Below are 23,912 nucleotides of genomic sequence, written 5' to 3' on the forward strand. Positions count from 1 at the left end.
TTCCAGGACAAAAAATATCGGTGTAATCTCATCTCGTTTCTCTAAATGTTTTGAATTTGGCTGCTGAGTACAAGTTGCTCGACTGTGATTTCTAGTTCAGGAAAAGTTTTAGAGATAATGCGCTCATTACCTGTAAAACTTTGAACTAAATAACTGCCATTTTCCAAAGAGTAAACGAAAACTGTGGGATTTTTGGGATTTCCTAGATAAGCCCTAGAAGCGATCGCTAAATAATCCACAATCCAATACTCACAAACGCCGAGGCGTTGATACTCATCTAGCTTATCCACATAGTCGTCTTCCCAGTTAGTTGAGGTAACTTCTACTGCTAATTGGATAGGTTCGGTAAGAGCTCCGTAGCCACGTACATTGCTGTTCCATACTGATGCCTTAACCACGCCAACATCAGGATTTCTGCCTTGTTCTTGTCCTGAAGCTGTTACAGTTCTCAAAACTATATCTTTGTCAACGATATAGTCAAGCCCCAAGCGATCGCTTTCTCTGTCGAAAGACTTAACAAGAAATCGTGCCACATTTTTATGAGCTCTGGTTGCTTCCACTTTGACAATCTCTCCATTTACAAGTTCGTAGATGCCAGATCCGTCGGGGTACTTTTCGAGAAAATCTGCAAATGTTAGTTTAGTTTTTGTCTGAACCATAAGACAAGCTCTCTTTTGTTAACTAGGTTAGGATTTATATCGTTTCCGGTGCCATGATAATTATATATTTGGATCGTATCAGTGCGAGCGTCCCCCCTCGCGACCCAAGTAGCGATCGAAACCGCCACTTAATCAAATTTGACCGTCAGCGCTAAAAATAACTGACAACCTTGCCAGATCCACAGCCATAGGCTAAGATTTTGCAAAGGTCGAGAACACAATATTACCAAGCTTTTTTATGAACTACCGAAACCACATCACGATAGAACCAAATAAACGCGGTGGTAAGCCTTGTGTACGCGGCTTGCGAATTACGGTTTATGAAGTGCTTGAGTACCTGGCTTCCGAGATGAGCGAAGCAGAAATTCTTGATGATTTTCCAGATTTGACGCGAGAAGATTTAAAAGCCTGCATTGCTTATGCTGCTGACCGAGAGCGTCGGTTTATGACCGCGACCTTATCCGCATGAAATTACTTTTATAAATTAGCCGTTAATTTTAATCTTTGGACTATTCATGAAAATCTTAACGAAATCTATTCTCTTCATTTTGCTATTTACAAATCCGGTGCTAGCTAACGAGCTAAACAAAGCTGAAAAAGTGTTTGCTAACTATCAATCGCTTGAGCGCGCATTTGATCCAGCCGTAGCTGATCTTTACTGCGACACAGCACTGATTCGCAATGTGCGGACTTACCCAGGTGGGAGGCAGCGAACCCTGGAGTTTCCAGCACCGAAATATAAAGACCTAATTCGTGCAGCCATGCCCGTTGCAAAAGCCCGTGGTGACTACAGCACCTACTCTAAAATTGTTTATTCACTTGAAGGCAAGAATGTACGCATTACTGCTACACGCTTCTCTGTTATGAAAAATTACTCAAGCACAATTTCGCTGCTAGTTGGAAAATGTAACAACGGTCAAACCGGAGTGCTTGAAGAGATTAGCCAGTCGCGGCCTTGAGGGCTAACAATTCCTTCAAGCCGACCCCGCAGCGATGCCGCTTAACTCAAGGGTTAAGCTGTCGCGCATTTAAATTGTAGATTGAGGGCGGGCTCTTAGGCCCAACCCCTACTCCCCACAAGACTTTAAAATTTTTTGACATACCATTTAAATGCAGAACAGCTTATCTCGTAGTTGATAGTTATATACTCGGACAATAAATTTTTAATAGCTATAAATCAGAATTTTGAGAAGTGTTGGGCGAAGCGAAGCGTAGGGTTCGATCGCACTCAACCCAACTTAAAATTTAGAAAGCAAAGTAATTAATCCGAAAGTATAAGCCTTTTTCCTGCAAAGTTCGATCGCCCGATCGAGCATTTATCAAAGGAATGCCGTAGTCTAAACGCACATTCAACCGATCGCCCATCTGCCAAACCAGCCCCAAACCCGCACCCAGCAGTTTATCCGAGTCAGGATTCGGCTTTTCCTCCGACTGGTTCCACCCTACCCCAAAATCGATAAACGGAGCGACTTGCAACAAACCTTCGACTTGCGGGACACGCCAAACCGGAATTCGCACTTCAGCAGATGCGATCGCACCGCTATCAGTTAACAGCAAATCTTGGCGGTATCCGCGCACGCTTTGAACGCCGCCGATCCCGATTTGTTCGAGGGAAAGCAGGGGGCGATCGGCTAATTGAATGTCAGAACGCACTATCAGCAAGGTTTCGGGCGCTAATAGCCTCACGTATTGGGCTTGTCCGCGCCACGCCAGAAAACGGCTGTCGGGCCCGCTATCGTTCGCAGTAGCGCCGAACAGATTAGTGCCGAGGGAGAATTGCGATCGCGCCGCGAACACTTGGTTGGAACTCCGCTGCACGTATTCTTGAAAAAAGCGCACAGCCGAAACCCGGGTTTCGCCGCGCTCATTTGCTCCCGCCGAAAGCGCAAATCGTTCCCCTGACAGGAATGTATCGCTTTCTTGCCGCGAAAAACTCAGTCCCAAAGCCAAAGTGCGATCGGGCTTTTCGACAATCGGCTGACGGTAAGTTAATTCGTAAGTCCGCGATTTCCCCTCGATTTGTGCACGATCAAACGGTTCCTCGATGATATTAGTGCTAGCAGCACTTGCAGCGAACCCAATTGTGCCGTTGCGCGCGTTGACAGGGACTGTGTAGCTGCCGTTGAATTCATTGCTGCCGTCGGTGTTAGCATAAGATACCTCTAATCCGTCGCCCAAACCTAGCAAATTTGCTTGATTGATGCGAACACCGCGCCGAAAACTGCCGACGCTGGGCGATCGATTGTTGTCTGCAAACACTTCACCGCTAAAGCTGTCTGCTTCTTTGACGCGCACTTCTAAGCGGCTGTTTTCCGGGCGGCTTCCGGCTTGCAATTCGGCGGAAATATTAGCAATTAAGGGGTCTAGTTGCAGCAGTTGCAAGGCTTCCAGCAACCGAGAGCGGTTGAGGGGGCGTCTGGTAGCGCGTTCTAGGCGCGATCGCACGTAATTTGAATTTAAGCGTCTGTTTCCAGTAATCACAATTTCATCTAATCCGCCTTCTACAATCCGAATTTTCACCACCCCTCCTTCTCTCGGAAAGGTTTGGTTGGCGGGAATTACAGCACCGGAATTGATGTATCCTGCGGCTACATATTTTTGCGTGACGGCTGCTTCGGCTGCGATCAGTTCAGCAAAGGTGATTTCGCGGCCCGCAAACTGTTGCGTAACTTCTGCGAGTTCGCGATCGCTAAAGGCTGTGTTGCCCTCAAATTCAAAGCGATCGACCCTAATTGTACCTATAATCCCCGGTCTATCATCGCCGGGAACAGGTGTTAGCGGGGCTGGTGGGAGGGGAGACGGCGCAGGGGGTTGCGGCGGCTCAGGAGCTGGTAATTCTGGTTCTCGCGGCAGAATTGGGTTGGGCAGTTGGCTGAGTTGCGAGGCTCGATCGATACCCAAATCAATTTTTTTTCGGTCAATACTTTCTTCTAGTTTTTGATCGGAGTTAAAAATCTCGGTTTCTTGAGTTTTTGTGCTGAATGTGCGATCGGTCTGAGATGTTGCACCCTTGTCAATAAGCCTGTTACCGGCGGGCAGGATGCCCACCCCACAATCAAACTCACTCGTTGTGGAACAGGCATCTTGCCTGTTCTTGAGAATGGTGTAAGATGTCACATCGACTGAATTTGCCGAGGAAGGCGGTAAGTCGGGAGTTTCCGCCGCCACCGAGTGTTCTGATTCAGCGGGTAACTGGGTTTCCTCGTCTTTTACGGGCAAGTCTTCGCGTTTGTCAAGATTAGTATCGGGAAGGAAAGCTCGATCGCCTCTGCTGCTAACTGCTGCCAAATCCTCAACATTTGAGGTCAAAATTTCAACTGTGCTAGCGGATGTTTTCGCTGGTTTTGCCAACACAACTAACCCCAAAATACCAGCGAATAAAAATATTTTTTGCGATCGACAAGCCATAGAATCAAATTATCTCGAATAATTGGGTGAAAATATTTTCCGCAATAGAGCACCCTCAAGTAAAAATCAATCTTAACAGCAAAAAAAGGAAACAGCCGTCGCAGCCAACAGTTTCGGCGACGGCTACAAAGCAAAAGGTCGATCGACGGCTGTTCATTTCCCAAGACTTACGCTTCAACCGGGTTCTTATCCGAAAAAATATCGTGTAAGTCGATCGTAAACAGTAAAAAAACCAAACTTTTTTGGTTGCAAAACCTACCCTTTCATGGTAATGCAGCGACCAGAATAGTCCTGGACGCCAGGGTAAACCAGAAACGCGCTACAACTGAGATATTGCACCATTCTCAATAATCTTTTTATGAACAGGCAAGATGCCTGTTCCACAAGAGATAAATTTTATTGTGGAACAGGCATCTTGCCTGTTCTTAAGAATGGTGAAAGATGTGAGTTACGCCTGTTCCACAAGAGATAAATTTTATTGTGGAACAGGCATCTTGCCTGTTCTTAAGAATAGTGCAAGATATGAGTTACAACCCTCAGAGTCTCTAAAAAACCCGGTTTCTTTGATTTTGGTGCATCATCCCAAATCCGACTTTAATACCCCCTTTATTATTGAGTCAGCGTCTACCCACATCCTGTGCGTAGACGCCGTTTCAACCGCCAAGCCTGATAAAGGGGATTGGTAAATTTGAATTATGCAGAGCGGCCCGCACCAGCCGCAGCACCCATTTGAGCCCCGTCAGTCAATCCCACCAACTTAGCACTCAACTCCCACATCCGCTCGCCTTTTTCATCATCGCGGGCCTGCGGAGAAACCTTCTGTACAAAAGACTTGCCATCTTTTTTCTGGCGATTTCCCCAACTCCAATAAGCCCCAGATTGCTTGTATTCTGGATCAGCAACCACCATCGCCAGCCTTTCCCCCGCCAACTCCTGCGACACGTAACCCCCGGTGATATTCTTCTGAAACAGCGGGAACAGCTTCTGAAATAGAGGATAGTGATTGCGGAAAAGTGGCGTATCCGCGACGCATCCCGGATACAGCGAAGTGAAAGTAATCCCCGTGGATTCGTGAAAGCGGCGGTGCAATTCCCGCATCGTCAGCACATTGCAAACTTTGCTATCTTTGTAAGCCTTGACCGGTTCAAACTTCTTGCCATCAACCATCGAAATCGGGTCTTTGAAACCCGCTTCAAAACCCTCAAACTTGCCCAAATCCGGGCGCGGCGGAATCTTCCCACCCAACTCGTCTGGATTGTGAGTCACAGTTCCCAAAATCACGATTCTCGCATCGGAATAATAGGAAGGCTTCATATTTTCCATCATCAGGTTGCACAGCAGGAAATGACCCAGGTGATTGGTAGTCATCGTCAACTCGTAACCCTCCGGGCTCCGCAGCGGTTCCTTAATCAAAGGCAGATAAATGGCGGCGTTACACACCAAAGCGTCCAGAGGCCTGCCGCTGGCCTTAAATGCGCGAGCAAACCGGCGCACGCTCTCCAAATCGCCCAAGTCAATCTCCATGATGGAGAAACTGCCTTCAGGTATGCCCAACTCTTGGGCGGCATCTCCGGCTTTCCGCACGTCCCGACAGGCCATGACTACGTGCCATCCTTTGTCTGCGAGAGCTTTCGCGCCGTACAAACCGACGCCGGAGGAAGCGCCGGTAATGATAACCGTGGATTTGTGATTTTGTGCCATCTTGTTAAAAGCGCTTCCGCTATTGATTTTTTTCAGGCACTCAAACGCTGAGCTAGCAGCTTGGATGTTTTGAAGTACCCTATGGTTATTAGGATATGGGGAAACGTTCTCGATCTCAACTGGGAGCCTCTCACTTTTGCCGACAAGCTAGAAATTGGAGGCAGGAGACTGCGAGGCAGGAGGCAGGAGGCAGGAGGCTGAAGGAAGGAGCAAGAATAAGTGTTTTTACAAATAGGAAATGCTCGCTTTCAAAGGGGGATGAAAATTAAATATAACTCCAGCTCTTACTCTTGTTTTGAAAAATTAACTATACATATTTTGGGGCGGGTTGACCATTATCTATGATGCACATACTCGGTATTTATATCAAATCTGTTAGCATCGGAATAGTAAATTCGAGTTCACTGTTGACTGTTGACGGTTCACTGTTGACGCCGTGAACAGTTCACCGTCAACAGTCAACATCATTCCGGTGTTACCGGAAATGATATTATTGATAAACCCGCCCCACCCAAGTCAACTAAGAAATAGCTGCTGGTTCCTGATAGGTAGGGAAATCAATATAACCTTCAGGTCCAAAAGAATACCAGACGCCCATTTCAGCAGGTGGATTGAGCGGCCAACCATTAGTAAAACGCTCTACCAAATCGGGATTGCTGATAAAATCCCGACCAAAAGCTATTAAATCCGTAACTTTGCTGCTTAGGGCCGTTTCAGCCTGTTCTTGAGTATATCCGCAGTTGCCGACGAGTGGCCCTGTAAATACATCGCGAAACTCTCCTATCATCATCGGCGTTCCCAATTCGTGAAAGCCAAATGCCAGACCGTCCACCAAGTGAAGGTAAGCTAAATCATAGGCATTTAACTGCTCAGCGAAATACAGAAAATCTTCTCGATATTCTGGAGAACCCATGTCATTGAAAACACCGTTGGGAGACAGCCTAACTCCTACTCGGTTGGCCGGAAATACTGTGATAATTGCTTCTACAATTTCCTTAAGAAAACGGTAACGGTTTTCTACTGTGCCGCCATAGGAATCAGTGCGGTGATTGGTTTTGGTTTGCAGGAAAGTGTCAATAAGATAGCCGTTGGCCGCGTGAATTTCTACACCGTCAAAACCTGCCATTTTAGCCCGTTCCGCCGCCTTGCGATAATCTTCTACAACGAGGGAGATTTCATCGGTTTCTAGAGCACGGGGGGTTTCGTAGGGTTGTTTGCCTAGAGGGGTATGAATGCCTTCTCCGTTTATTTTGATGGCAGAGGCTGCAACTGGCAATTGATTGTTTTCATGAAAACTGCTGTGGGAAGCTCGTCCGCAGTGCCAAAGCTGCATGAAAATCGGCGTTTCGTGGGCATGAACCGCAGTCACAATTTGTTTCCAAGCTTCGCGTTGCTCGTCTGAATAAATACCGGGCGTATTGAGCCAACCCTTAGCTTGAGTAGAAACCACTGTGGCTTCTGTAATGATTAAACCAGCGGAGGCTCGCTGAGTGTAATACTCTGTCATCAAGGCGTTGGGCATCCGCGCTTCACCGGCTCTCGCTCTCGTCAGGGGTGCCATGAGTACCCGGTTTTTTAAGGGTAAATCTCCGATTGTGAAGGGACTGAGTAGGAGTGGAGAAGTTGTTTGAGTGGTCATAATTTTGAGGTTTTCTCAACTGAAGAATCTGGGAAATCACATATAGCAACGGCTGGTGTTATGCTCCCAGGCGCAAGACATCCAAGGGTAGCCAAAATGTAAGCAATCAAACTCATCAAGCTGTGTACGAATTTGACTTTTTAGCCAAGACTCTTCTTTGTTCAATTTTGTTAAACTCTGGAGAGTATGGCGGTAAATATAATAGTCTACACCGTGCTGTTTGAATCAATTCCTGAATCCGACCACTTTTATCAAATGTGAGATTATCCATGACCACCACCTGTGCTGTAACAAGTGTTGGAAGTAAACTTGTTGCTAGCCCAAGAGATGAGTAAGGAGATGGATAGCTGCGAGGTTTCAATCCCTGATAGGGTTTTAGGTTGTTTTCGGCCTAAGCTCTTACGGGTCAAGGAGAAACCAAATGGCTGTTTCAATCCCTGATAGGGTTTTAGGTTGTTTTCGGCTGTGTAAGAGTTTCCTAGTCGGCGGCGATATTCTAGTTTCAATCCCTGATAGGGTTTTAGGTTGTTTTCGGCCGGAAACTCGAAAGCTTTTCCATCCCCTGCCCTTGTTTCAATCCCTGATAGGGTTTTAGGTTGTTTTCGGCGTGTTCCATCTCCGTCAGCGATCGCCACTTTGTAGTTTCAATCCCTGATAGGGTTTTAGGTTGTTTTCGGCCGGGCTGAGAACGGCGATCGCGCTGGCCTCTATTGGTTTCAATCCCTGATAGGGTTTTAGGTTGTTTTCGGCTGTAGCAAACTAACCAAGCAATTACCTAAAAATCGTTTCAATCCCTGATAGGGTTTTAGGTTGTTTTCGGCGTTACCCATTTTTCTGTCAACTCCTGAATTATCTCGTTTCAATCCCTGATAGGGTTTTAGGTTGTTTTCGGCTGCGGGTACTTCTACAGTTACAGCTACCAGTTATTTGTTTCAATCCCTGATAGGGTTTTAGGTTGTTTTCGGCCCCAACTCACCACAAGAACACAATATCGGAACCCTGTTTCAATCCCTGATAGGGTTTTAGGTTGTTTTCGGCTTTGTGAAAGTCGGGATAGCGAATATGTCAACGATGACGTTTCAATCCCTGATAGGGTTTTAGGTTGTTTTCGGCGCATGATTCCTACAGATTCCTAAAGATGTGTCTCAGGTTTCAATCCCTGATAGGGTTTTAGGTTGTTTTCGGCTAAGGGAGCTAGCCAGAGAGCGATCGCACTTCCCGTTTCAATCCCTGATAGGGTTTTAGGTTGTTTTCGGCTGCAGTAAATTTCGATGAATGCAAATGGTGGGTAGATGTTTCAATCCCTGATAGGGTTTTAGGTTGTTTTCGGCTTTTTGTTACAATATTTTACAAGCAATGCAAACTCGTTTCAATCCCTGATAGGGTTTTAGGTTGTTTTCGGCGCAGCGTGTCACCGTCGTAAATAGATTTTGGCACGTTTCAATCCCTGATAGGGTTTTAGGTTGTTTTCGGCGTGCGATCGATACTTCTTCCGGTGAATCAATTGTGATTGGTTTCAATCCCTGATAGGGTTTTAGGTTGTTTTCGGCCAATGTTGGCTTGATTAATGGTGGCGGTCTAGGCCAATTGTTTCAATCCCTGATAGGGTTTTAGGTTGTTTTCGGCCTGATTCAATGGAAGGGCGATCGTAGATGTGAGATCGTTTCAATCCCTGATAGGGTTTTAGGTTGTTTTCGGCAGGGATTGCCCGCAAGTTGGGCAATAAACACACAAAGGGTTTCAATCCCTGATAGGGTTTTAGGTTGTTTTCGGCAAGTCTGCGCCGAGTCCGAGACTTTGCGATCGCAGGTTTCAATCCCTGATAGGGTTTTAGGTTGTTTTCGGCGACTGTCGAACCCTATAGAGTTCTATCAGTTACAAGTTTCAATCCCTGATAGGGTTTTAGGTTGTTTTCGGCTTTTGGCATAGAACATAGAACCTTCCTCTGAATTTTGGCGTTTCAATCCCTGATAGGGTTTTAGGTTGTTTTCGGCAATGCCTTATGAGAGCTTTCTTTGCTGTGAGTGCGTTTCAATCCCTGATAGGGTTTTAGGTTGTTTTCGGCGAGATCCAAAAATATTTAAATGATTGTGCTAAATGGTTTCAATCCCTGATAGGGTTTTAGGTTGTTTTCGGCTCATCAGTGCGGTGTCTACTTGGCTCAATGCACTCTGTTTCAATCCCTGATAGGGTTTTAGGTTGTTTTCGGCGGTGTGTTGGGTAAGATATTTATTGACGGTTGTTTCAATCCCTGATAGGGTTTTAGGTTGTTTTCGGCTCGGCTAGTGATAAGGGAAATAGGGGTTAAGCGCTGTTTCAATCCCTGATAGGGTTTTAGGTTGTTTTCGGCATCAAGCCGCTCAGCAGCGAAATGAAGCTCTTAATGTTTCAATCCCTGATAGGGTTTTAGGTTGTTTTCGGCGAGCAAAGGCAGGTTCGATCGCACGGCGGCTGCATTGTTTCAATCCCTGATAGGGTTTTAGGTTGTTTTCGGCAATAGAATTTCTCAAGGAGAAGGGGTAACTTTTGGTTTCAATCCCTGATAGGGTTTTAGGTTGTTTTCGGCTCAACAGAGATGGATGGGTTTAGAATATGCAGTAGTTTCAATCCCTGATAGGGTTTTAGGTTGTTTTCGGCGCCTCCGGTTTTTCACTTCGCGATCGGACAGGAGTTTCAATCCCTGATAGGGTTTTAGGTTGTTTTCGGCTTGCATTCCTTAAGGCTTTATGCCATAGTATAGAGTTTCAATCCCTGATAGGGTTTTAGGTTGTTTTCGGCATAGCGCCAAGACCAGGAATAAAACAGACTACGTTTCAATCCCTGATAGGGTTTTAGGTTGTTTTCGGCAGTACAACATATATTCTAAACATATGACAGCTTTTGTTTCAATCCCTGATAGGGTTTTAGGTTGTTTTCGGCTTGCCCCATCTGTATTTGTGGTGATATTTAAAGTTTCAATCCCTGATAGGGTTTTAGGTTGTTTTCGGCCAGCCTGTGCGCCTTGGGTTTCCGTAACGGCTGAGTTTCAATCCCTGATAGGGTTTTAGGTTGTTTTCGGCTTTCTATAGGAGCCTAAACTATGAAACTTTCACGCCGAGTTTCAATCCCTGATAGGGTTTTAGGTTGTTTTCGGCTTCTGGGCCGCGCTGTCGGCTCAGACGAAATCAAGTTTCAATCCCTGATAGGGTTTTAGGTTGTTTTCGGCTCAACGGGCGATCGGTGCGTCAGCACAAAAACGTTTCAATCCCTGATAGGGTTTTAGGTTGTTTTCGGCAGCAGATTTTCTTGCCGTAACAGATAAAGGTAAGTTTCAATCCCTGATAGGGTTTTAGGTTGTTTTCGGCCCGTAAAATTCAAAATCCGAATCACAGTACAGAAGTTTCAATCCCTGATAGGGTTTTAGGTTGTTTTCGGCCTTAAACGAGCCAGAAAGCGCCTATGGTGAAATTTTGTTTCAATCCCTGATAGGGTTTTAGGTTGTTTTCGGCTTTAGCAATTTCAGAATTTCTCAAAATACGATCGAGGTTTCAATCCCTGATAGGGTTTTAGGTTGTTTTCGGCAATAATTCTATTTATGGGGTGTGGAATAATATTTTGTTTCAATCCCTGATAGGGTTTTAGGTTGTTTTCGGCTCTTGTACATCAGGCTGCATCCGTCCGCAATAAGGGTAATAGTTTCAATCCCTGATAGGGTTTTAGGTTGTTTTCGGCATTGGTGGCTAGATAATGAAGGGTTCCCAATTCCAGGTTTCAATCCCTGATAGGGTTTTAGGTTGTTTTCGGCTTGGACTTGGATTCTTTCATCACCCAAGTTGCATGTTTCAATCCCTGATAGGGTTTTAGGTTGTTTTCGGCCTTTAGAAAAAAAAGAGTTGACAAATAAGATACAAGTTTCAATCCCTGATAGGGTTTTAGGTTGTTTTCGGCTCCATAAAAAGAAGATAGATAGCTATCCGCTACATGTTTCAATCCCTGATAGGGTTTTAGGTTGTTTTCGGCCAGTGCTGCAACTTGTTGGTCGTAAATCTGTTTCTTGTTTCAATCCCTGATAGGGTTTTAGGTTGTTTTCGGCTCTACCAATGGGTCATTTAGTCGCGTGTTTCTCTGTTTCAATCCCTGATAGGGTTTTAGGTTGTTTTCGGCATAAGAGTCTGAAGAAGTCTTAGAGGTTTGAGTTTCAATCCCTGATAGGGTTTTAGGTTGTTTTCGGCTCCTCAGTTGTCCCTATTCCCCCGGCGACAAGCCTGGGTTTCAATCCCTGATAGGGTTTTAGGTTGTTTTCGGCCTAAATAGATTTTTTGGCCTTCCTTGAGGATTTTTGCGTTTCAATCCCTGATAGGGTTTTAGGTTGTTTTCGGCTGTGTGATGCTTGCCGCTGGTTTCGTCAGTCCAGCAAAATTCGTTTCAATCCCTGATAGGGTTTTAGGTTGTTTTCGGCCTGGTATCTCACCACGATCGGCCCAGAACTATATGTTTCAATCCCTGATAGGGTTTTAGGTTGTTTTCGGCAAACTTTGTAAGTGCCACCTTCAACAACTTTTAAGTTTCAATCCCTGATAGGGTTTTAGGTTGTTTTCGGCGCGTGACAATGTTCTTGACCCCAAAGGCAAAAGGTGGTTTCAATCCCTGATAGGGTTTTAGGTTGTTTTCGGCGTGAGGGGCGAACAGGAATGCGCTTAGTGTGCGGTGTTTCAATCCCTGATAGGGTTTTAGGTTGTTTTCGGCCCGGGCTTGACTGTGTACTTTAAAGTTTCGAGGTTTCAATCCCTGATAGGGTTTTAGGTTGTTTTCGGCTTTTTTTTAAAAAATATGGGTCTTGGCACGGTTGTGGTTTCAATCCCTGATAGGGTTTTAGGTTGTTTTCGGCTGCGAGATTTTGTCGAGATCAAAGATGTTATTTTGTTTCAATCCCTGATAGGGTTTTAGGTTGTTTTCGGCTTTCTTCCAGATTCCTGCTTATGGCTCGATATCGGTTTCAATCCCTGATAGGGTTTTAGGTTGTTTTCGGCAACTGGAAAAGTTCGGCGCCGATTTAATCTATCCCGTTTCAATCCCTGATAGGGTTTTAGGTTGTTTTCGGCTTAGGAGGATAATGAGATGATTATTGCATTTGTTCAAGTTTCAATCCCTGATAGGGTTTTAGGTTGTTTTCGGCCGCCGGGGTCTGGGAGGCTTGAAATATAAGGTTTTCAAGGTTCAGTTGCGTCTGACTGCAATAAATATACCGTTTCAGCGATCGCCCTGTCAAGGGGGCAAAATTCCAATAGACCTCAAACTCTCTCCCAGTAAAGCTTTCAGCATTTGCGTCTGACCCGCATGAGGTACAAACCACTGCAAACCCAGTCCTGGCAAAGCTCTCAGCCATTAAAATTCACCCCCTCCGTTCAACACCTACAGCCAGACGCAAAATCACACCATAAAAATCGTAGTATCCAGCGGTGCCCGGCCCCCAATCCGCTCGATCTTCCCCTGACAGCAAGCGCACAAATAGTGAAACATGATGCTGTCTTCTTCCGACTTAATCACCTTACTCAGACGTTGGCGCATCCGGGCATACTGAGTATCCGTCACCTCGCAATGAAACACCGAATACTGCTTCCATTCCCCATAAGACTTGAGAATGTTGTGAATCTTAGTGCGGCGCTTGTCCTCAGATATATCGTAGCAAACCCAAACAAACATAACTTAATTGCCTCCCTATCTCAAAATCAAAGGTGGATACTTATCAACTTCACCCATCAAATACTTAGCCATCAACCGCCCTTGAATTTCAAAAGCTTCTTGATAAGTACACAACTTTCCCATCACAGGATGCTTGAACTTTGACTGTTTCTTTTGTTCGTAAATTCGCAAAAAATTGTGCAGCGCTTCTTTTGTCAAAGAAACCGCCCCGCTCAACGGTTCTGCCGTAAAATCATTAGGCGAAACTTTCTGCAAATTAATCGCCGTCAACACCACAGCATCAACTACCAAAGGTCGAAATTCTTCCATCAAATCCAGCGCTAAAGAAGGACGGCCATAGCGCTCAAAATGCAAATATCCTAAATACGGATCAAACCCCACAATATTCACCGCACTTTGAACATCGTGCCGCAGCAGAGAATATCCCAAACTTAACAGAGAATTTACCGGGTCAGTAGGCGGACGGCGGCGGCGAACTTCAAAGCTAAATTCCGGCACCCGAATCAGTTGATTGAAGCAGCCAAAATAAGTCGCGCTACCCGCCCCCTCTAATCCTCGCAGAGAATTAATACTGGAAGTTTTGTCAATAGACGCAATTACTTGTTTCAATTGGGCGATCGGCTTTTCAAAATCCTGGGGAGAATATTTGCGCTGACACTCTAACAAAGTATTGCGGTAATTCTTGAGTTTTCCCCGTACAAATCCCCTAACTAAATGCACCGCTTGTTCCGATTCCCCAGCCGCTTGCCACTGAGCTTTTCGCACAAAGATATTTTTCGTCATCTCCGGTTCCAACCTCCCCAAATAACGTCCGTTTAAAGTCAAAAAACTCAAAGGAATGTGACGTTCCAACAGTTCCACAACAACAGCCGGCGAAACTGTAGCGCGTCCCAATGCAACAACCCCATCAATCTTAATTAATGGCACGTCCAACAGATTTTTTTTATCAGCTTTAACCGTCAGACGTTCATCCACTTTGCCAATAAAAGCATCTTCTTGAGTAATGTAAACTGTTCCCATTGTGAATTCTCCTATTTGCAGGTTAACTTGCTTCTTGATAGCGGTTGACTTTGGCCGCAGCTTGGGGCAGACATTGGGGAAATAGACTGCATCCCGTACACCGAGCGGTGTAAACTGGTAAAGGGATATTTCCCGATCGCCAAAGAGCAGCGACTTTTTCAATAGTGGCGATCGCTTCCTGTCTCAATTGCTCAGAAATCTCGACTAATTGCCGCTGATGCGATTGCGCGTAATACACATATCCAGTCGCAATAGTTTTCCCCGTCATCTCCTCCAAACAAAGCGCTTGGGCGCAAACTTGCAACTCATCATTATCCCATTCCCCCTTCCGTCCCCGCTTATATTCCACCGGATAAATCTCACCCTCAGCCGACTCAATCAAATCCGATTTACCAATGAGTTTGTAGCGCTCAGATTTGAGCCAAATCGCCCGAACCTGCCAAGTTTCATCCCGGTTAATCTCGCCCATCGTGTGAACGCGATCGTGCAAACTCGTGCCTTCAATGGTATACTGATTATCGGTGAATTCTCCAGCGCAAGACATTCGCCAGCAGCGGTGAGCGCAATAGGAATATTGGTTGAGAGTTGCGATCGAAATGTAATCTAAATCGTTCATGTTTTTGATGGTTTGTAGGAGATTGGTAATTGGAATTAATTAGTGATGCCCCAGTCCGCCAGGGGTTGAAACCCCTGTCTCATAGCTAAAGTCGGTTGAAACCGACTGAAGAAGTAATTTAATCATTGACGGGAGCGTCTAAGCCCCAACATGAACTTACCGGTTGAAACCGACTGAAGAAGTAATTTAATCATTGATGAGATTTTGCTCTTATCGGTAACAGTAAGCGCAAAGGTTGAAAGTGACTGAAGAAGTAATTTAATCATTCATACTTGCAGTCCTCTTAAGAGGACTTGAGCTTTGAGGCAGGGGTTTCAACCCTTGCCGGACTATGGGTTTTACGTTCAGTTATCAAGAACTCTTATTAACAACTATTCTTCGAGTCATTCCCATCCCCATCGGAGTTTTCCTCCCCACCCCGCAGTAAAGAGCAAAATCCGCCAAAGCATTAACTTGCTTAATCACCAAAGGCTCGACATCTCCCAAAATCCGATAACTAACCTCTCCAACCATGCCCACAAAATCGCTTTGATAGTTAGTCAATTTTTCACTGCGGATATTGACAAATGTCGAGAAAAGTGCATCGAAGGAAAGATCGGGAATTGCGATCGGGCTGTACTTGTTCCAGCGACTGAGGAGACTGTTAAAAACGCAGTCTCTAGTAGGAATCACTGAATCGAATTTGCCCTGTCGAAAGGTAGTAGGAGTCGCAAAACTGAAGGCAATTAAACGATTAGTTTCGGAAGCGCGATCGTACAATTGAGAGTAATCGCAAGCATTAGCCCAAGGCTGATCTACTTGGGGCGTTCCGAGAATCTTAGTAATCATCAAATCGGCGGGTCCGAGATGCCACGGCTTCGACGGATTGAGGTTCAGCCAAAGCTGAGTTAACTTGCCAAATAAAGTGTCATCAAGCAGAGTAATCCGCCACCAACAAAGGGTGTGTTCTGGAATCGGTTCTGTGTGTTCCCATTGCAGGAAATGGTGTTTTTTGAAAGGGCATTTTTTAGTTTGCAAAGGGCTGAGGGTGAAGGATTTTTGGGCGGTGGCTTCGTGGAGGTAATCGCCGAGTTTTTTGTCAACCGAGCTCACGAGGGTGAGGAAGAGGGCGTGCAGGTGTCTTCCGGTTAGGTATCCGGGGGGAATTGGGTTCAGGGGCAGGATGTTGAGGACTAGGCTGTGCGGCATATTGGTTAATGGTTGGTTGTGTAGATTTTCTAAATGATGAAAGGCTCGTCATCTGGAAGACGTAGCTGCTTGCTTTTCATTGCCATAGTTAAGATTCCTGCTAATCCGGGTAAAAATCTGTAATGCTCTTTTTCAGCATCGTCACAAGCAATGACGATCGGATAGGACACAATTCCTTGCTTTCGGAGTTGGAAAATAGCAGCAGCATTTTTGACTCCGCAAACTATTACTCCCGGTAGCAAATGTTTTTCCAACACTTTCAGCAAAGGAGTTGGTACGATCGCACTTCCCAGCCGCCGTTCGATCCGGCAATTCGGAAAAGCAGTTAACTTGTTGAGTTCTTTATTGACAAAATCTTGCGAACTGTCCCGATACCGCAATCGAAAATTTAATTGATAGGTGTCTTTAGCGCGTGCTGTTACTACCACAAATTCGCCATCTTCAGCAAATTCGTAATAACGCAAAAGATGGAGAGGGTCTAAAATTGTTTCTTCGGAGTCATCCAGCAATAAGCCTTGGGGGTCGCGGATCGGGAGACTTTCAAACAAGCTGGAACGGAATTGAAACAGCGGTGCATAGCTAGCGCTCCAAATCTCAGCAAAGTCTTTTAATTCTTTCCCAGCATCAGCATCCTCTTGAAACAACTCTTCAAATTGTTCTATGCTAGCTCTTTTTGCTTTTAGTTCCTCAACTTCAAACGGATAGTGAACTTCTAAGAACTTTTTGACAAAAGCTTGACCGCCTTTGATGTATTTCCACTGGCTTTTGAGAGTGAGTTTTTTCGCAGAGACTTTGACGATATCTTCCGCCCCGCGCAAGGTTCGCATTCGGCGGCGGTAATAGTCCCAGTCACGATTTCCTCCAAGTGTTTCTTTCAGGGTATTGAAAAGTTGCAGTATTAATTCGATACCGGGTAAATTCTCAAATTTTTCTTCGAGTTCTAACAGAGGACGAGCAATTTCTAGGAAGGCTTCGGAACGCCAATAAACGTCTAAAAAAGGTTTGTCAAGACAGGGAATACTGTCAAGCATTTGTTGGAGTGCGGCGCGTCCTCTCGAACAGTCGAGAGAGGATAAACCTTGTTCCCAAGCAGTATCGGGTAAATAAGCGATCGCCTCTGAATCAATATTAGTTTCAGTCTTGCCCAATACCCGTCCAACTCGTCCCAATCGCTGCCAAAAAGAGAAGCGATCGCGACTGGAAAAAATCAACCAATCTAGATTTTGCCGCCTCGGTGCAGGATTTCTTTCAAAGTTAAATCCGACATCTACAGTGCTGGTTGCTAGAATAATCGGGCATTGCATCGCCCGTTTCCTGTCTGCTTTAGGTGCAGGGCCAGTAATTCGACCGATGACATTATCAAGTCCTCTTTGTTTCAACAAGTGGTATAGATCGTTGATGTTAACAAGAGCATCCAAAATTACAGCACCATTTTGATCTGGATTCTCCTGAAAACGTTTAGTCACTTCCTCTGCTAATTCTAGCAACCACTCGTCTCTTTCAGGTTGCGATCGCAATTCAAGATTAACTGCTGTTTGCGACGGTAAAATATGAGAATTGCTTGTTTCTTCATTAATCCAGGCTATTCTGACACCCTTGAACTCTAAATTTTTCAATGCTAACTCACAAGCTGGTTCCGGTGTTGCTGTCAGCAAAACCACTCGCCGCCCGCGCCCGCATTCAAAAAAGCCGAAAACGTAAGAATAAGCCAGATAAAACAACAAACTAACTAGCTGTTTGGCGTCATATAGATGAAATTCATCAAAAATGACAGTACCAAACTTTTGATAAAAAGCACTGGCGATGTTTGTGCGATCGTTCTTGTTGTAAGCAAAGAAAGTCGCGTAGTAGAAAATATCAGGATTTGTCACCAAAATAATTGGTCGATTAGCGCCGACATCCGAGAAAACTGTAGCCGGATTCCGCAGTACATTGTACAGCTTCTCACCAGGGCGGTTGCTAACATCATTAGGCCATTCCCTCACTTCTTTAGCAGAAGCAGATTTCACAACGTGACGCAAACCTGCGGCGCGGACAAACTTTTCTAAAGCTTCGCGCTGTTGTTCTACTAACGCATTAGTTGGCGCGATATAGACGGCACTTTGAGTTGGATTGTGCAGTAATACTGTACAACTAGCTTCCGTTTTTCCAGTGCCAGTTGGCGACGAGTTGAGAACAATATCGGCATTCCGAGACTGTTCAAATACATCAACTTGATGCTGGAGTGGCTGGAGTGCATTCTGCATAAAAGCCAACTCAGGCGGCAGTGATGCACAAGCTGAAATACTTCGAGGTTCTAGCTTAATAACTAACTTTTCATCAGCCATTTTATCTGCCTCCGCAACAGAAATATAAATTGGCGGGAACAATTATTTCACCAATCTGCCAAGCCGCACCTCGGAAGGAAAGGTTTTTCAGCAAAGGTGCTGGTGGCATCGAAATTAAATCGAATGACAAAAGCTCTAAATTAGGCGGGAGATCGGCTACACTTAAATAAGCCTGACTTTGATAATAGCCGCTCGGCAAAACAGCTATTTCAAGTTCAGATAAAACATTCACTTTGACTTTACTCATGAATTTACCCACGCGAATATAATCGGGTAATTCGCAATTCCCAAACACCACAGTTTGAAATTTATTGCCACGTTCAATCATCCGCAACCGTCCGGTTTGAGGAAAATTACTTGCTCTAAATGAACTCGGTTTTTTCCCTTGTCTTTGAATTGGTAAATCTTCACGGGCTGTCGCGACGCGGTTATTAGTCATCGCGTACCAATAAGCATCAGAAAGTGCGTTGAACCGCTCAAATCTGAATGTTACTCTGCCGTTGATTGGCGAAGCTGGCAATACATAACAAGCTTGTGCTATTGATTCTAAATCTTCTTTGTAGGTTGGTCGTCCTGTTGCCTCACCTTGAAGGCGATAGGGGGAACGTACCCAGCCAAAAGCATAGGCAAGGGCATAGTTCCCGATCGCACCTTCAGTGTAATAGGTATCAGACAACTCCCTAGAGGCAAAAAAGACTGGTTCTGCACACCACAGCTCGACTATTTTTGCCTTTTCAAACGGAAGTGTTGACATAGATTAACTCTCTGTTTCTACAGGTGTCTTTTTACTTTTGCCTTTGCCCTTTTTCTCAGCAGGAGGCAGACGGAAAGGCTGGTAAGATTTATCCAATCGCTTCAGAAAATCATCACGTTCACTCTCAGACCAATGACGGTCTACGTCTGCCATTAAACTTGTTAATTCATCTTCCGAAAGCTGCATCGAAACTCCGCGCTTTTGAGTCCAATTTGAAATGACTTGCTTGATTGCTGCACTCAATACATCAGTATCGAAAGGATGTTCTAAAGGCTTTGGCAAAGCATCATAGGTAGCTTGTACCAATTCTAGAGAACTAGGAAGTTCGGCAATGCTGCCAAATACACCTAATATCTGGTTTTCCATCCGTCCGACGCGGCTGGAAACAGCTCCGTAGCGACTTGTTAGCAGAATATTGCCGATCGCATAACGCAACTCGTCAGCCGTAACATCTTTGAGGGTGACGACATCAATAAAATGGACTCCAGGTTTGATATATTCACTGGTATTCAAAGCGGTTGATGCTTTGCGATTTTCATCGCGCATTGTGCCGTTTTCAAAGATAGCATTGATCGTGCGATCGCCCACAGCTTGACCCGCAGTCAAAATACTAAAAGCATCTTCAGTCCAAACCCGGCTTTTTTGAGCGCCGCCGCCTCCAGCAGCAAAACCGTACAGAAAACAATCGACGCACATTTCGCAAGGTGCATTGGTGTTTAGCGAACAAAGAGCACCTTCTTTTGGACTTGTATAAAGAAGTTCGTGAGCTCTTAAGAATTCGCGCCCCCTGCGCCTTTCTGGTGCTACCTGTTTGCGCTTAGTCATCACCAAACGTTGCACGATTGTCTTTTTATCTTCTAAACCAGCAGGCACAAATTCGCTGCACATTGGTTCGCCTGAACCTTCTGTGCGAAAAATAGTTTCAGAATGGGTTGTCCTGAGAACAATTAAACTGACAATTCGCCCTTTGGGAAAATTTTCGTAACTGGGAGCAAGAACAGGATTTAGTTTGTTAATTGACATGGGAACCTCCTAATTAAACAGATGTGGTGGTGTCAACAGAGTCATCCGAGTTATCTTCAGACTTTCTTTTGGGAAGCTGCTGATATGCTTCTTGCCAGAAAAACAAATATGCAGCTTCAAGCTTGTCTTTATCGGAGAGAAGTTTCTCTGGACGCGCTTGATAAACTTCCTCATAAAGCTTTCGCAAAATGTCGTAATATTGCTTGATTTGTTCGCGCTTAGTTGCACCTACAACGTGATCGCGAATTCGATCGAGGCGAGTGTGGTACTGCTGCACTAGAGATGCAAACATAAACTCTCAATCCATGTAAGGCTTTTGAGAGCGCACTGCTGCTGTAAAATCAGTGAATGGTTCTGCTAAAGACGTGCGTTTGAAAGAACTTCCCTTGAGGTTAGCAGCCGCCGCTATTTGAGCAGCTTCTTTGAGATATTGGGTTAAAAGTGCATTTTCATTGGGCATAAGACTCTCCAGTAAACTATTCAAAGGTTCGCGAGTGCGACTCCAAATTACACTCAGATTAGGTTCATCTTGTTCTCGCAAAGTCCAGCGCAGCAGCACATAATAAAGGTCAAAAGGTTGTGCGGCTGCACGGGCTAAATCGTACAAACAATCATCGGCTTTCTGAATGCTGGCAACTGCGATCGCTAGTTGACCGATACAGCGCAGGCGCTTGAGGATTTCTTCGGCTTCTTGACGGCTGTATTGTCCGCTTCCTAGCAAAGTTTGGAGTGCAGCCGGAATTCCCTCTACTCGCCCGTAAATATCTGATGATATTTCTACTTCTAAATTGCTACTGAGAGTAAAGGGAAAGCCAAACTCTAAGGATAAGGATAATTCTAAAGCTAGTCGCAGTGACTTGAGCAAGGCAACAGAAGCATTAGCATCTCCCCAAACTAAGGCTTCGGTAACAGTTGCGTGGATAAATTCTGGACGTTTGGGAAAAGCAATTCCTACAACTTTGTTAGGCTTGAATTCCAGAATATTGTCTTTGTACAGCTTAAACTCGTCAACTGTTACTGTACCGCCTTCAGCATTTGTAGCAGCAAGTTGTTTCAAATGTTCTCGCCAAATTCTGAGTAATTCTGGAGAAGAACCTTTCGGTAATGCTAGGTGCAAATAGATCGGGTCTTTTTTATTGGCAGCCGGAAAATTTGCGCCTATTGCCATTAGCTGATAAGCCAAGGCTGCCATTGAGTCTGCTTGCCTTTTTGGTTCTGCGCCGCTTCCACCGGGTAAGCGATTTGAGAAAACTTGAACTTTTGTACCGGGCGGCATATGGCCAGAAACTAAGTCGTCTGTTTCGCTGAAAGTAGACCCAAGAGAACAGCGTTTTCGAGGATTTGCTTCTATATAAGCATTCAGTTCGTCTATTCCGTTCCATTGAAGTGCGATCCTCTCCGAGGGCTGCGCTAACGGTAAACTTAAAGTTTTGGCAACTGCTGCGATTATTTCTTCTGAAGCCTCAGATGTCTCTGGTTTGTGGGTGCTTTCTTTTCGCAATTGGAAAGATTCGCGCAGTGCTTCGAGAATGCCCTCTAATCCTTTATGAGCGGCTGTTGCTGCAAATAAAGGTCGCCCGTATTGTCCGTTAAAAGGTTCAAGTGCTGCTCTTTGCTGTTGTGAAATGCCAACACGATCGGCAATTTTGTCCCAAACTTCTTTCGGATTAATTCCTGCTTCTCGATAGCTGAGATAAGCCGCTTTCAATCCTTCGGCGATCGCAAATTCTTCTGCACTGCCAACAGCCAGCAAACCAATGGCTGCTGCATTTTGCACGGCATCTGCACCCGCAGTATCGCCCCATTTGGCAATATCTTTATTGATTTTATCCGCCTTGAATCCAGCTTTTTTCTTCTCCAATAAAGCCTGCACGTTTAGCAGCACTTCCTCAACATTTTGCTGGATGGCTGATTGAGCAACTTTAATCCCATCTTTGGTCGCCCGTACCAACCGTTCGATATTATTACCAAAAACTCCGTCAATTTTTCCTTGCCAACAAGCGGCTATTTTTGTTGTTAAATCAACAGTTGGCAAAGTTTCTCCCTCAAACAGTTCTCCATCGGGAAAAATTGCTAATGGAGTCAACCCGTATTGTTGCAAAACTTCTTCGCAAGCCCCCAGCAACAAAGCTGTGATGTAACCTCTGTCTTCAGATACCCGCACTCGAAAAAGTTTGCTGGGACGATTAAAGGCAACGGTTAATTCTTTTTGAACTTTCCGAAAACGTTCGGATTCAGCAATTCCTAAATCGAATAAATCCGCCCCTGTTAACATTGCGGCCCAGCGATCGATCGCCGGATCTTCGGGTAAAAATATCGCCGCATCACTGCGGTTGTGACCTGAGTGGCGTTCTATCAACTTTCGGGCTAATTCAAAGTCATCTTCTGTGACCACAAAGCTGAGTACGCAAGCTTTTTCTAACTGTTCTTGTAAAAATTCCCGATTTCTAGCCAGAGTTTGCACATTGCGTTTTTGTCCCGATAAATCGAGTTTATTCAGGTCGTGAACGGCGGTTGCTGCTAGCAGTACAGGTCGCTTGTCTTCGGGGACTCCCCCGATGTGGCTGACTGTCAACATGAACTGACAGGCGGAGTCAAGATGTTCTGCAAGGGTTGTCCCTTCCCTGACGCCGTACTGGTGATGGGCTGCGTGACGTTTGTAAAGCTGGGGTCGAATTTCGCTGAAATACCGTTCTTCTAAGGTTTTGGGAGGACGGTTCAAAAGTCGGCGCTGGTTTGACACGATCGATTCCTCATGTAAAATTTCCTGCTTGGGACAAGCTTTTGAGTTGCCAACAACTTCTGTAAGTGCAATGATTGTACTTTCTGGGTGTGTAGGCAATTACTATTTACAATAAAATCAATATAGCACGTATTTTTATAAGTGCAAGTATATTTTGAAAAATGCCGCGAAAAAAAGAAGCACTCACCCTTTCAGTCCCGCCGGAAACCAAGGAACAGCTAGAGGCGATCGCCCTTCGCCTCGGTATCAAATGGGGCAAAAGTCCCAGCGTATCGGGGTTATTGGTCGCGATCGCTCAGCACAAGTTAGAAGTTGGTGAACCCTTCACCCTCAACTCCACCGAAGTCGCAGCCTTACAACAAGGCATCAGACTGCTGATCGACTCAGGCTATGTTGAGCAAGCGCGATCAGTTTCGCAACTGCTTGTAAGTCGGGGAAACCTCGCAGCCCCCCTGCGCCAATCGCTCCTCCAACAAGTCATCCAGCCCACCGCAGCGTGGCGCATTCAAGCCGAAGAATACATCAACGACGCACAACCCTTTCTGGTTCTGTACCGCAATCCCAAAGGAGAGAATTTGGCATATACAGCCCGCTATGCCGAGATTTCCTTTGAAGAAAAGCGCTTTTACCTAGAAATTTGGTGCGAAGAGACTGATGACATCAAAAATCCCGATTATCCCGAACTCATCCACAATCGCTGTTTGCGGTTCGATCGCATTCAGTCGATCGTCAAAACAGACGGAAAGTGGCGCGATGAAGGCTTGGATTATTTAAAAGTGTACTTACACTTTTATCGTGGCATGGTGAAAGCCTACGAAGCGAGGGCAAGAGATATCAGCAATGAAGTCGTGGGAGATATCCGCCAAGTCGTGCGGAATGTCTCTAATCCTTTTTGGCTGATACGGGAAGTATCGCGGTATTGGGAAGACTGCGTTATTGTCTCTCCAGACAGCGTGCGCGATCGATTCCAACAAAAACTGATCGCCCTCTGCCGCCAGTACAACCTCGAAATCCGCGATTAGATCAAAAAAAAGCAGCCTGTAAAGGCTGCTTTGACAAATAAACCGTTGTTGAGTTAGAGGAGAAAACTTTATATCGAATTCAAATTACCGCTGTTTCCACTCCTGCCTGAGTTTCCACTATTTTTATCTA

Annotated in this window: 18 protein-coding genes and 1 CRISPR repeat array; of the genes, 4 read left to right on the forward strand and 14 right to left on the reverse strand. The window is 45.3% G+C overall.

The features are described from left to right. Positions 1-41 precede the first annotated feature (41 nt). Positions 42-659 carry a Uma2 family endonuclease gene (locus tag QUA83_RS09765; RefSeq protein WP_333292833.1) on the reverse strand — a complete coding sequence of 206 codons (618 nt, stop codon included), beginning with the start codon at positions 657-659 and terminating at the stop codon, positions 42-44. A gap of 238 nt (positions 660-897) precedes the next feature. Here QUA83_RS09765 and QUA83_RS09770 point away from each other — a divergent pair, with 238 nt between their 5' ends. Then, positions 898-1,128, forward strand: coding sequence for a DUF433 domain-containing protein (locus QUA83_RS09770; RefSeq protein ID WP_333292835.1), 231 nt, complete (start codon positions 898-900; stop codon positions 1,126-1,128). A 46-nt stretch (positions 1,129-1,174) separates the two neighbouring features. Continuing rightward, positions 1,175-1,618 carry a hypothetical protein gene (locus QUA83_RS09775; RefSeq protein ID WP_333292836.1) on the forward strand — a complete coding sequence of 148 codons (444 nt, stop codon included), beginning with the start codon at positions 1,175-1,177 and terminating at the stop codon, positions 1,616-1,618. Positions 1,619-1,904: 286 nt separating this feature from the next. On the opposite strand, the gene QUA83_RS09780 is transcribed toward QUA83_RS09775, so the two are convergent. Beyond that, on the reverse strand, positions 1,905-4,067 hold the full coding sequence (locus tag QUA83_RS09780; protein WP_333292838.1) for a ShlB/FhaC/HecB family hemolysin secretion/activation protein: 2,163 nt from the start codon (positions 4,065-4,067) through the stop codon (positions 1,905-1,907). Positions 4,068-4,438: 371 nt separating this feature from the next. On the opposite strand from QUA83_RS09780, the gene QUA83_RS09785 reads away from it, so the two are divergent. Further along, positions 4,439-4,753, forward strand: coding sequence for a hypothetical protein (locus QUA83_RS09785; RefSeq protein ID WP_333292839.1), 315 nt, complete (start codon positions 4,439-4,441; stop codon positions 4,751-4,753). A 7-nt stretch (positions 4,754-4,760) separates the two neighbouring features. Here the strand turns inward: QUA83_RS09785 and QUA83_RS09790 are convergent, their stop codons facing one another. The 12 genes from QUA83_RS09790 to QUA83_RS09845 form a co-directional block, all read right to left on the reverse strand. Beyond that, entirely contained in the window at positions 4,761-5,768 is a 1,008-nt protein-coding gene (locus tag QUA83_RS09790) for a protochlorophyllide reductase (RefSeq protein WP_333292840.1), read from the reverse strand. 520 nt (positions 5,769-6,288) lie between these two features. Further along, a complete protein-coding gene (locus tag QUA83_RS09795) occupies positions 6,289-7,407 on the reverse strand; it encodes an alkene reductase (protein ID WP_333292842.1) in 1,119 nt (372 codons plus the stop codon). Positions 7,408-7,522: 115 nt separating this feature from the next. Continuing rightward, positions 7,523-7,687 carry a transposase gene (locus QUA83_RS30550; RefSeq protein ID WP_445301767.1) on the reverse strand — a complete coding sequence of 55 codons (165 nt, stop codon included), beginning with the start codon at positions 7,685-7,687 and terminating at the stop codon, positions 7,523-7,525. Between the two features lie 74 nt (positions 7,688-7,761). Next, a CRISPR array of direct repeats spans positions 7,762-12,562; the repeat unit is 37 nt; unit sequence GTTTCAATCCCTGATAGGGTTTTAGGTTGTTTTCGGC. A gap of 254 nt (positions 12,563-12,816) precedes the next feature. Next, positions 12,817-13,089 (reverse strand): CRISPR-associated endonuclease Cas2, encoded by a 273-nt coding sequence (gene cas2, locus QUA83_RS09805; RefSeq protein ID WP_333292844.1) that lies wholly within the window; start codon positions 13,087-13,089, stop codon positions 12,817-12,819. 15 nt (positions 13,090-13,104) lie between these two features. Further along, a complete protein-coding gene (gene cas1d / locus QUA83_RS09810; RefSeq protein ID WP_333292846.1) occupies positions 13,105-14,109 on the reverse strand; it encodes a type I-D CRISPR-associated endonuclease Cas1d in 1,005 nt (334 codons plus the stop codon). A gap of 22 nt (positions 14,110-14,131) precedes the next feature. Next, positions 14,132-14,725: a CRISPR-associated protein Cas4 gene (cas4, locus tag QUA83_RS09815; protein ID WP_333292848.1), complete on the reverse strand. Its 594-nt coding sequence runs from the start codon at positions 14,723-14,725 to the stop codon at positions 14,132-14,134. A 351-nt stretch (positions 14,726-15,076) separates the two neighbouring features. Further along, on the reverse strand, positions 15,077-15,913 hold the full coding sequence (gene cas6 / locus QUA83_RS09820) for a CRISPR-associated endoribonuclease Cas6 (protein ID WP_333292850.1): 837 nt from the start codon (positions 15,911-15,913) through the stop codon (positions 15,077-15,079). 29 nt (positions 15,914-15,942) lie between these two features. Continuing rightward, on the reverse strand, positions 15,943-18,240 hold the full coding sequence (gene cas3, locus QUA83_RS09825) for a type I-D CRISPR-associated helicase Cas3' (RefSeq protein ID WP_333292851.1): 2,298 nt from the start codon (positions 18,238-18,240) through the stop codon (positions 15,943-15,945). Between the two features lies 1 nt (position 18,241). After that, positions 18,242-18,994 carry a type I-D CRISPR-associated protein Cas5/Csc1 gene (gene cas5d, locus QUA83_RS09830; RefSeq protein WP_333292852.1) on the reverse strand — a complete coding sequence of 251 codons (753 nt, stop codon included), beginning with the start codon at positions 18,992-18,994 and terminating at the stop codon, positions 18,242-18,244. Positions 18,995-18,997: 3 nt separating this feature from the next. Then, positions 18,998-20,017 (reverse strand): type I-D CRISPR-associated protein Cas7/Csc2, encoded by a 1,020-nt coding sequence (gene cas7d / locus QUA83_RS09835; protein ID WP_333292854.1) that lies wholly within the window; start codon positions 20,015-20,017, stop codon positions 18,998-19,000. Between the two features lie 13 nt (positions 20,018-20,030). Further along, positions 20,031-20,309, reverse strand: a complete 279-nt coding sequence (locus QUA83_RS09840; RefSeq protein ID WP_333292856.1) for a hypothetical protein — start codon at positions 20,307-20,309, stop codon at positions 20,031-20,033. A gap of 6 nt (positions 20,310-20,315) precedes the next feature. Next, complete coding sequence (locus QUA83_RS09845) at positions 20,316-22,859, reverse strand: CRISPR-associated protein Csc3 (RefSeq protein ID WP_333292858.1); 2,544 nt, start codon at positions 22,857-22,859, stop codon at positions 20,316-20,318. Positions 22,860-22,921: 62 nt separating this feature from the next. Here QUA83_RS09845 and QUA83_RS09850 point away from each other — a divergent pair, with 62 nt between their 5' ends. Next, positions 22,922-23,782, forward strand: coding sequence for a transcriptional regulator (locus QUA83_RS09850; RefSeq protein WP_333292860.1), 861 nt, complete (start codon positions 22,922-22,924; stop codon positions 23,780-23,782). Positions 23,783-23,912: the final 130 nt, after the last annotated feature.

It is taken from the genome of Microcoleus sp. K1-B1 (assembly GCF_036704705.1).
In the GTDB taxonomy this organism is placed as follows: domain Bacteria; phylum Cyanobacteriota; class Cyanobacteriia; order Cyanobacteriales; family Microcoleaceae; genus Microcoleus.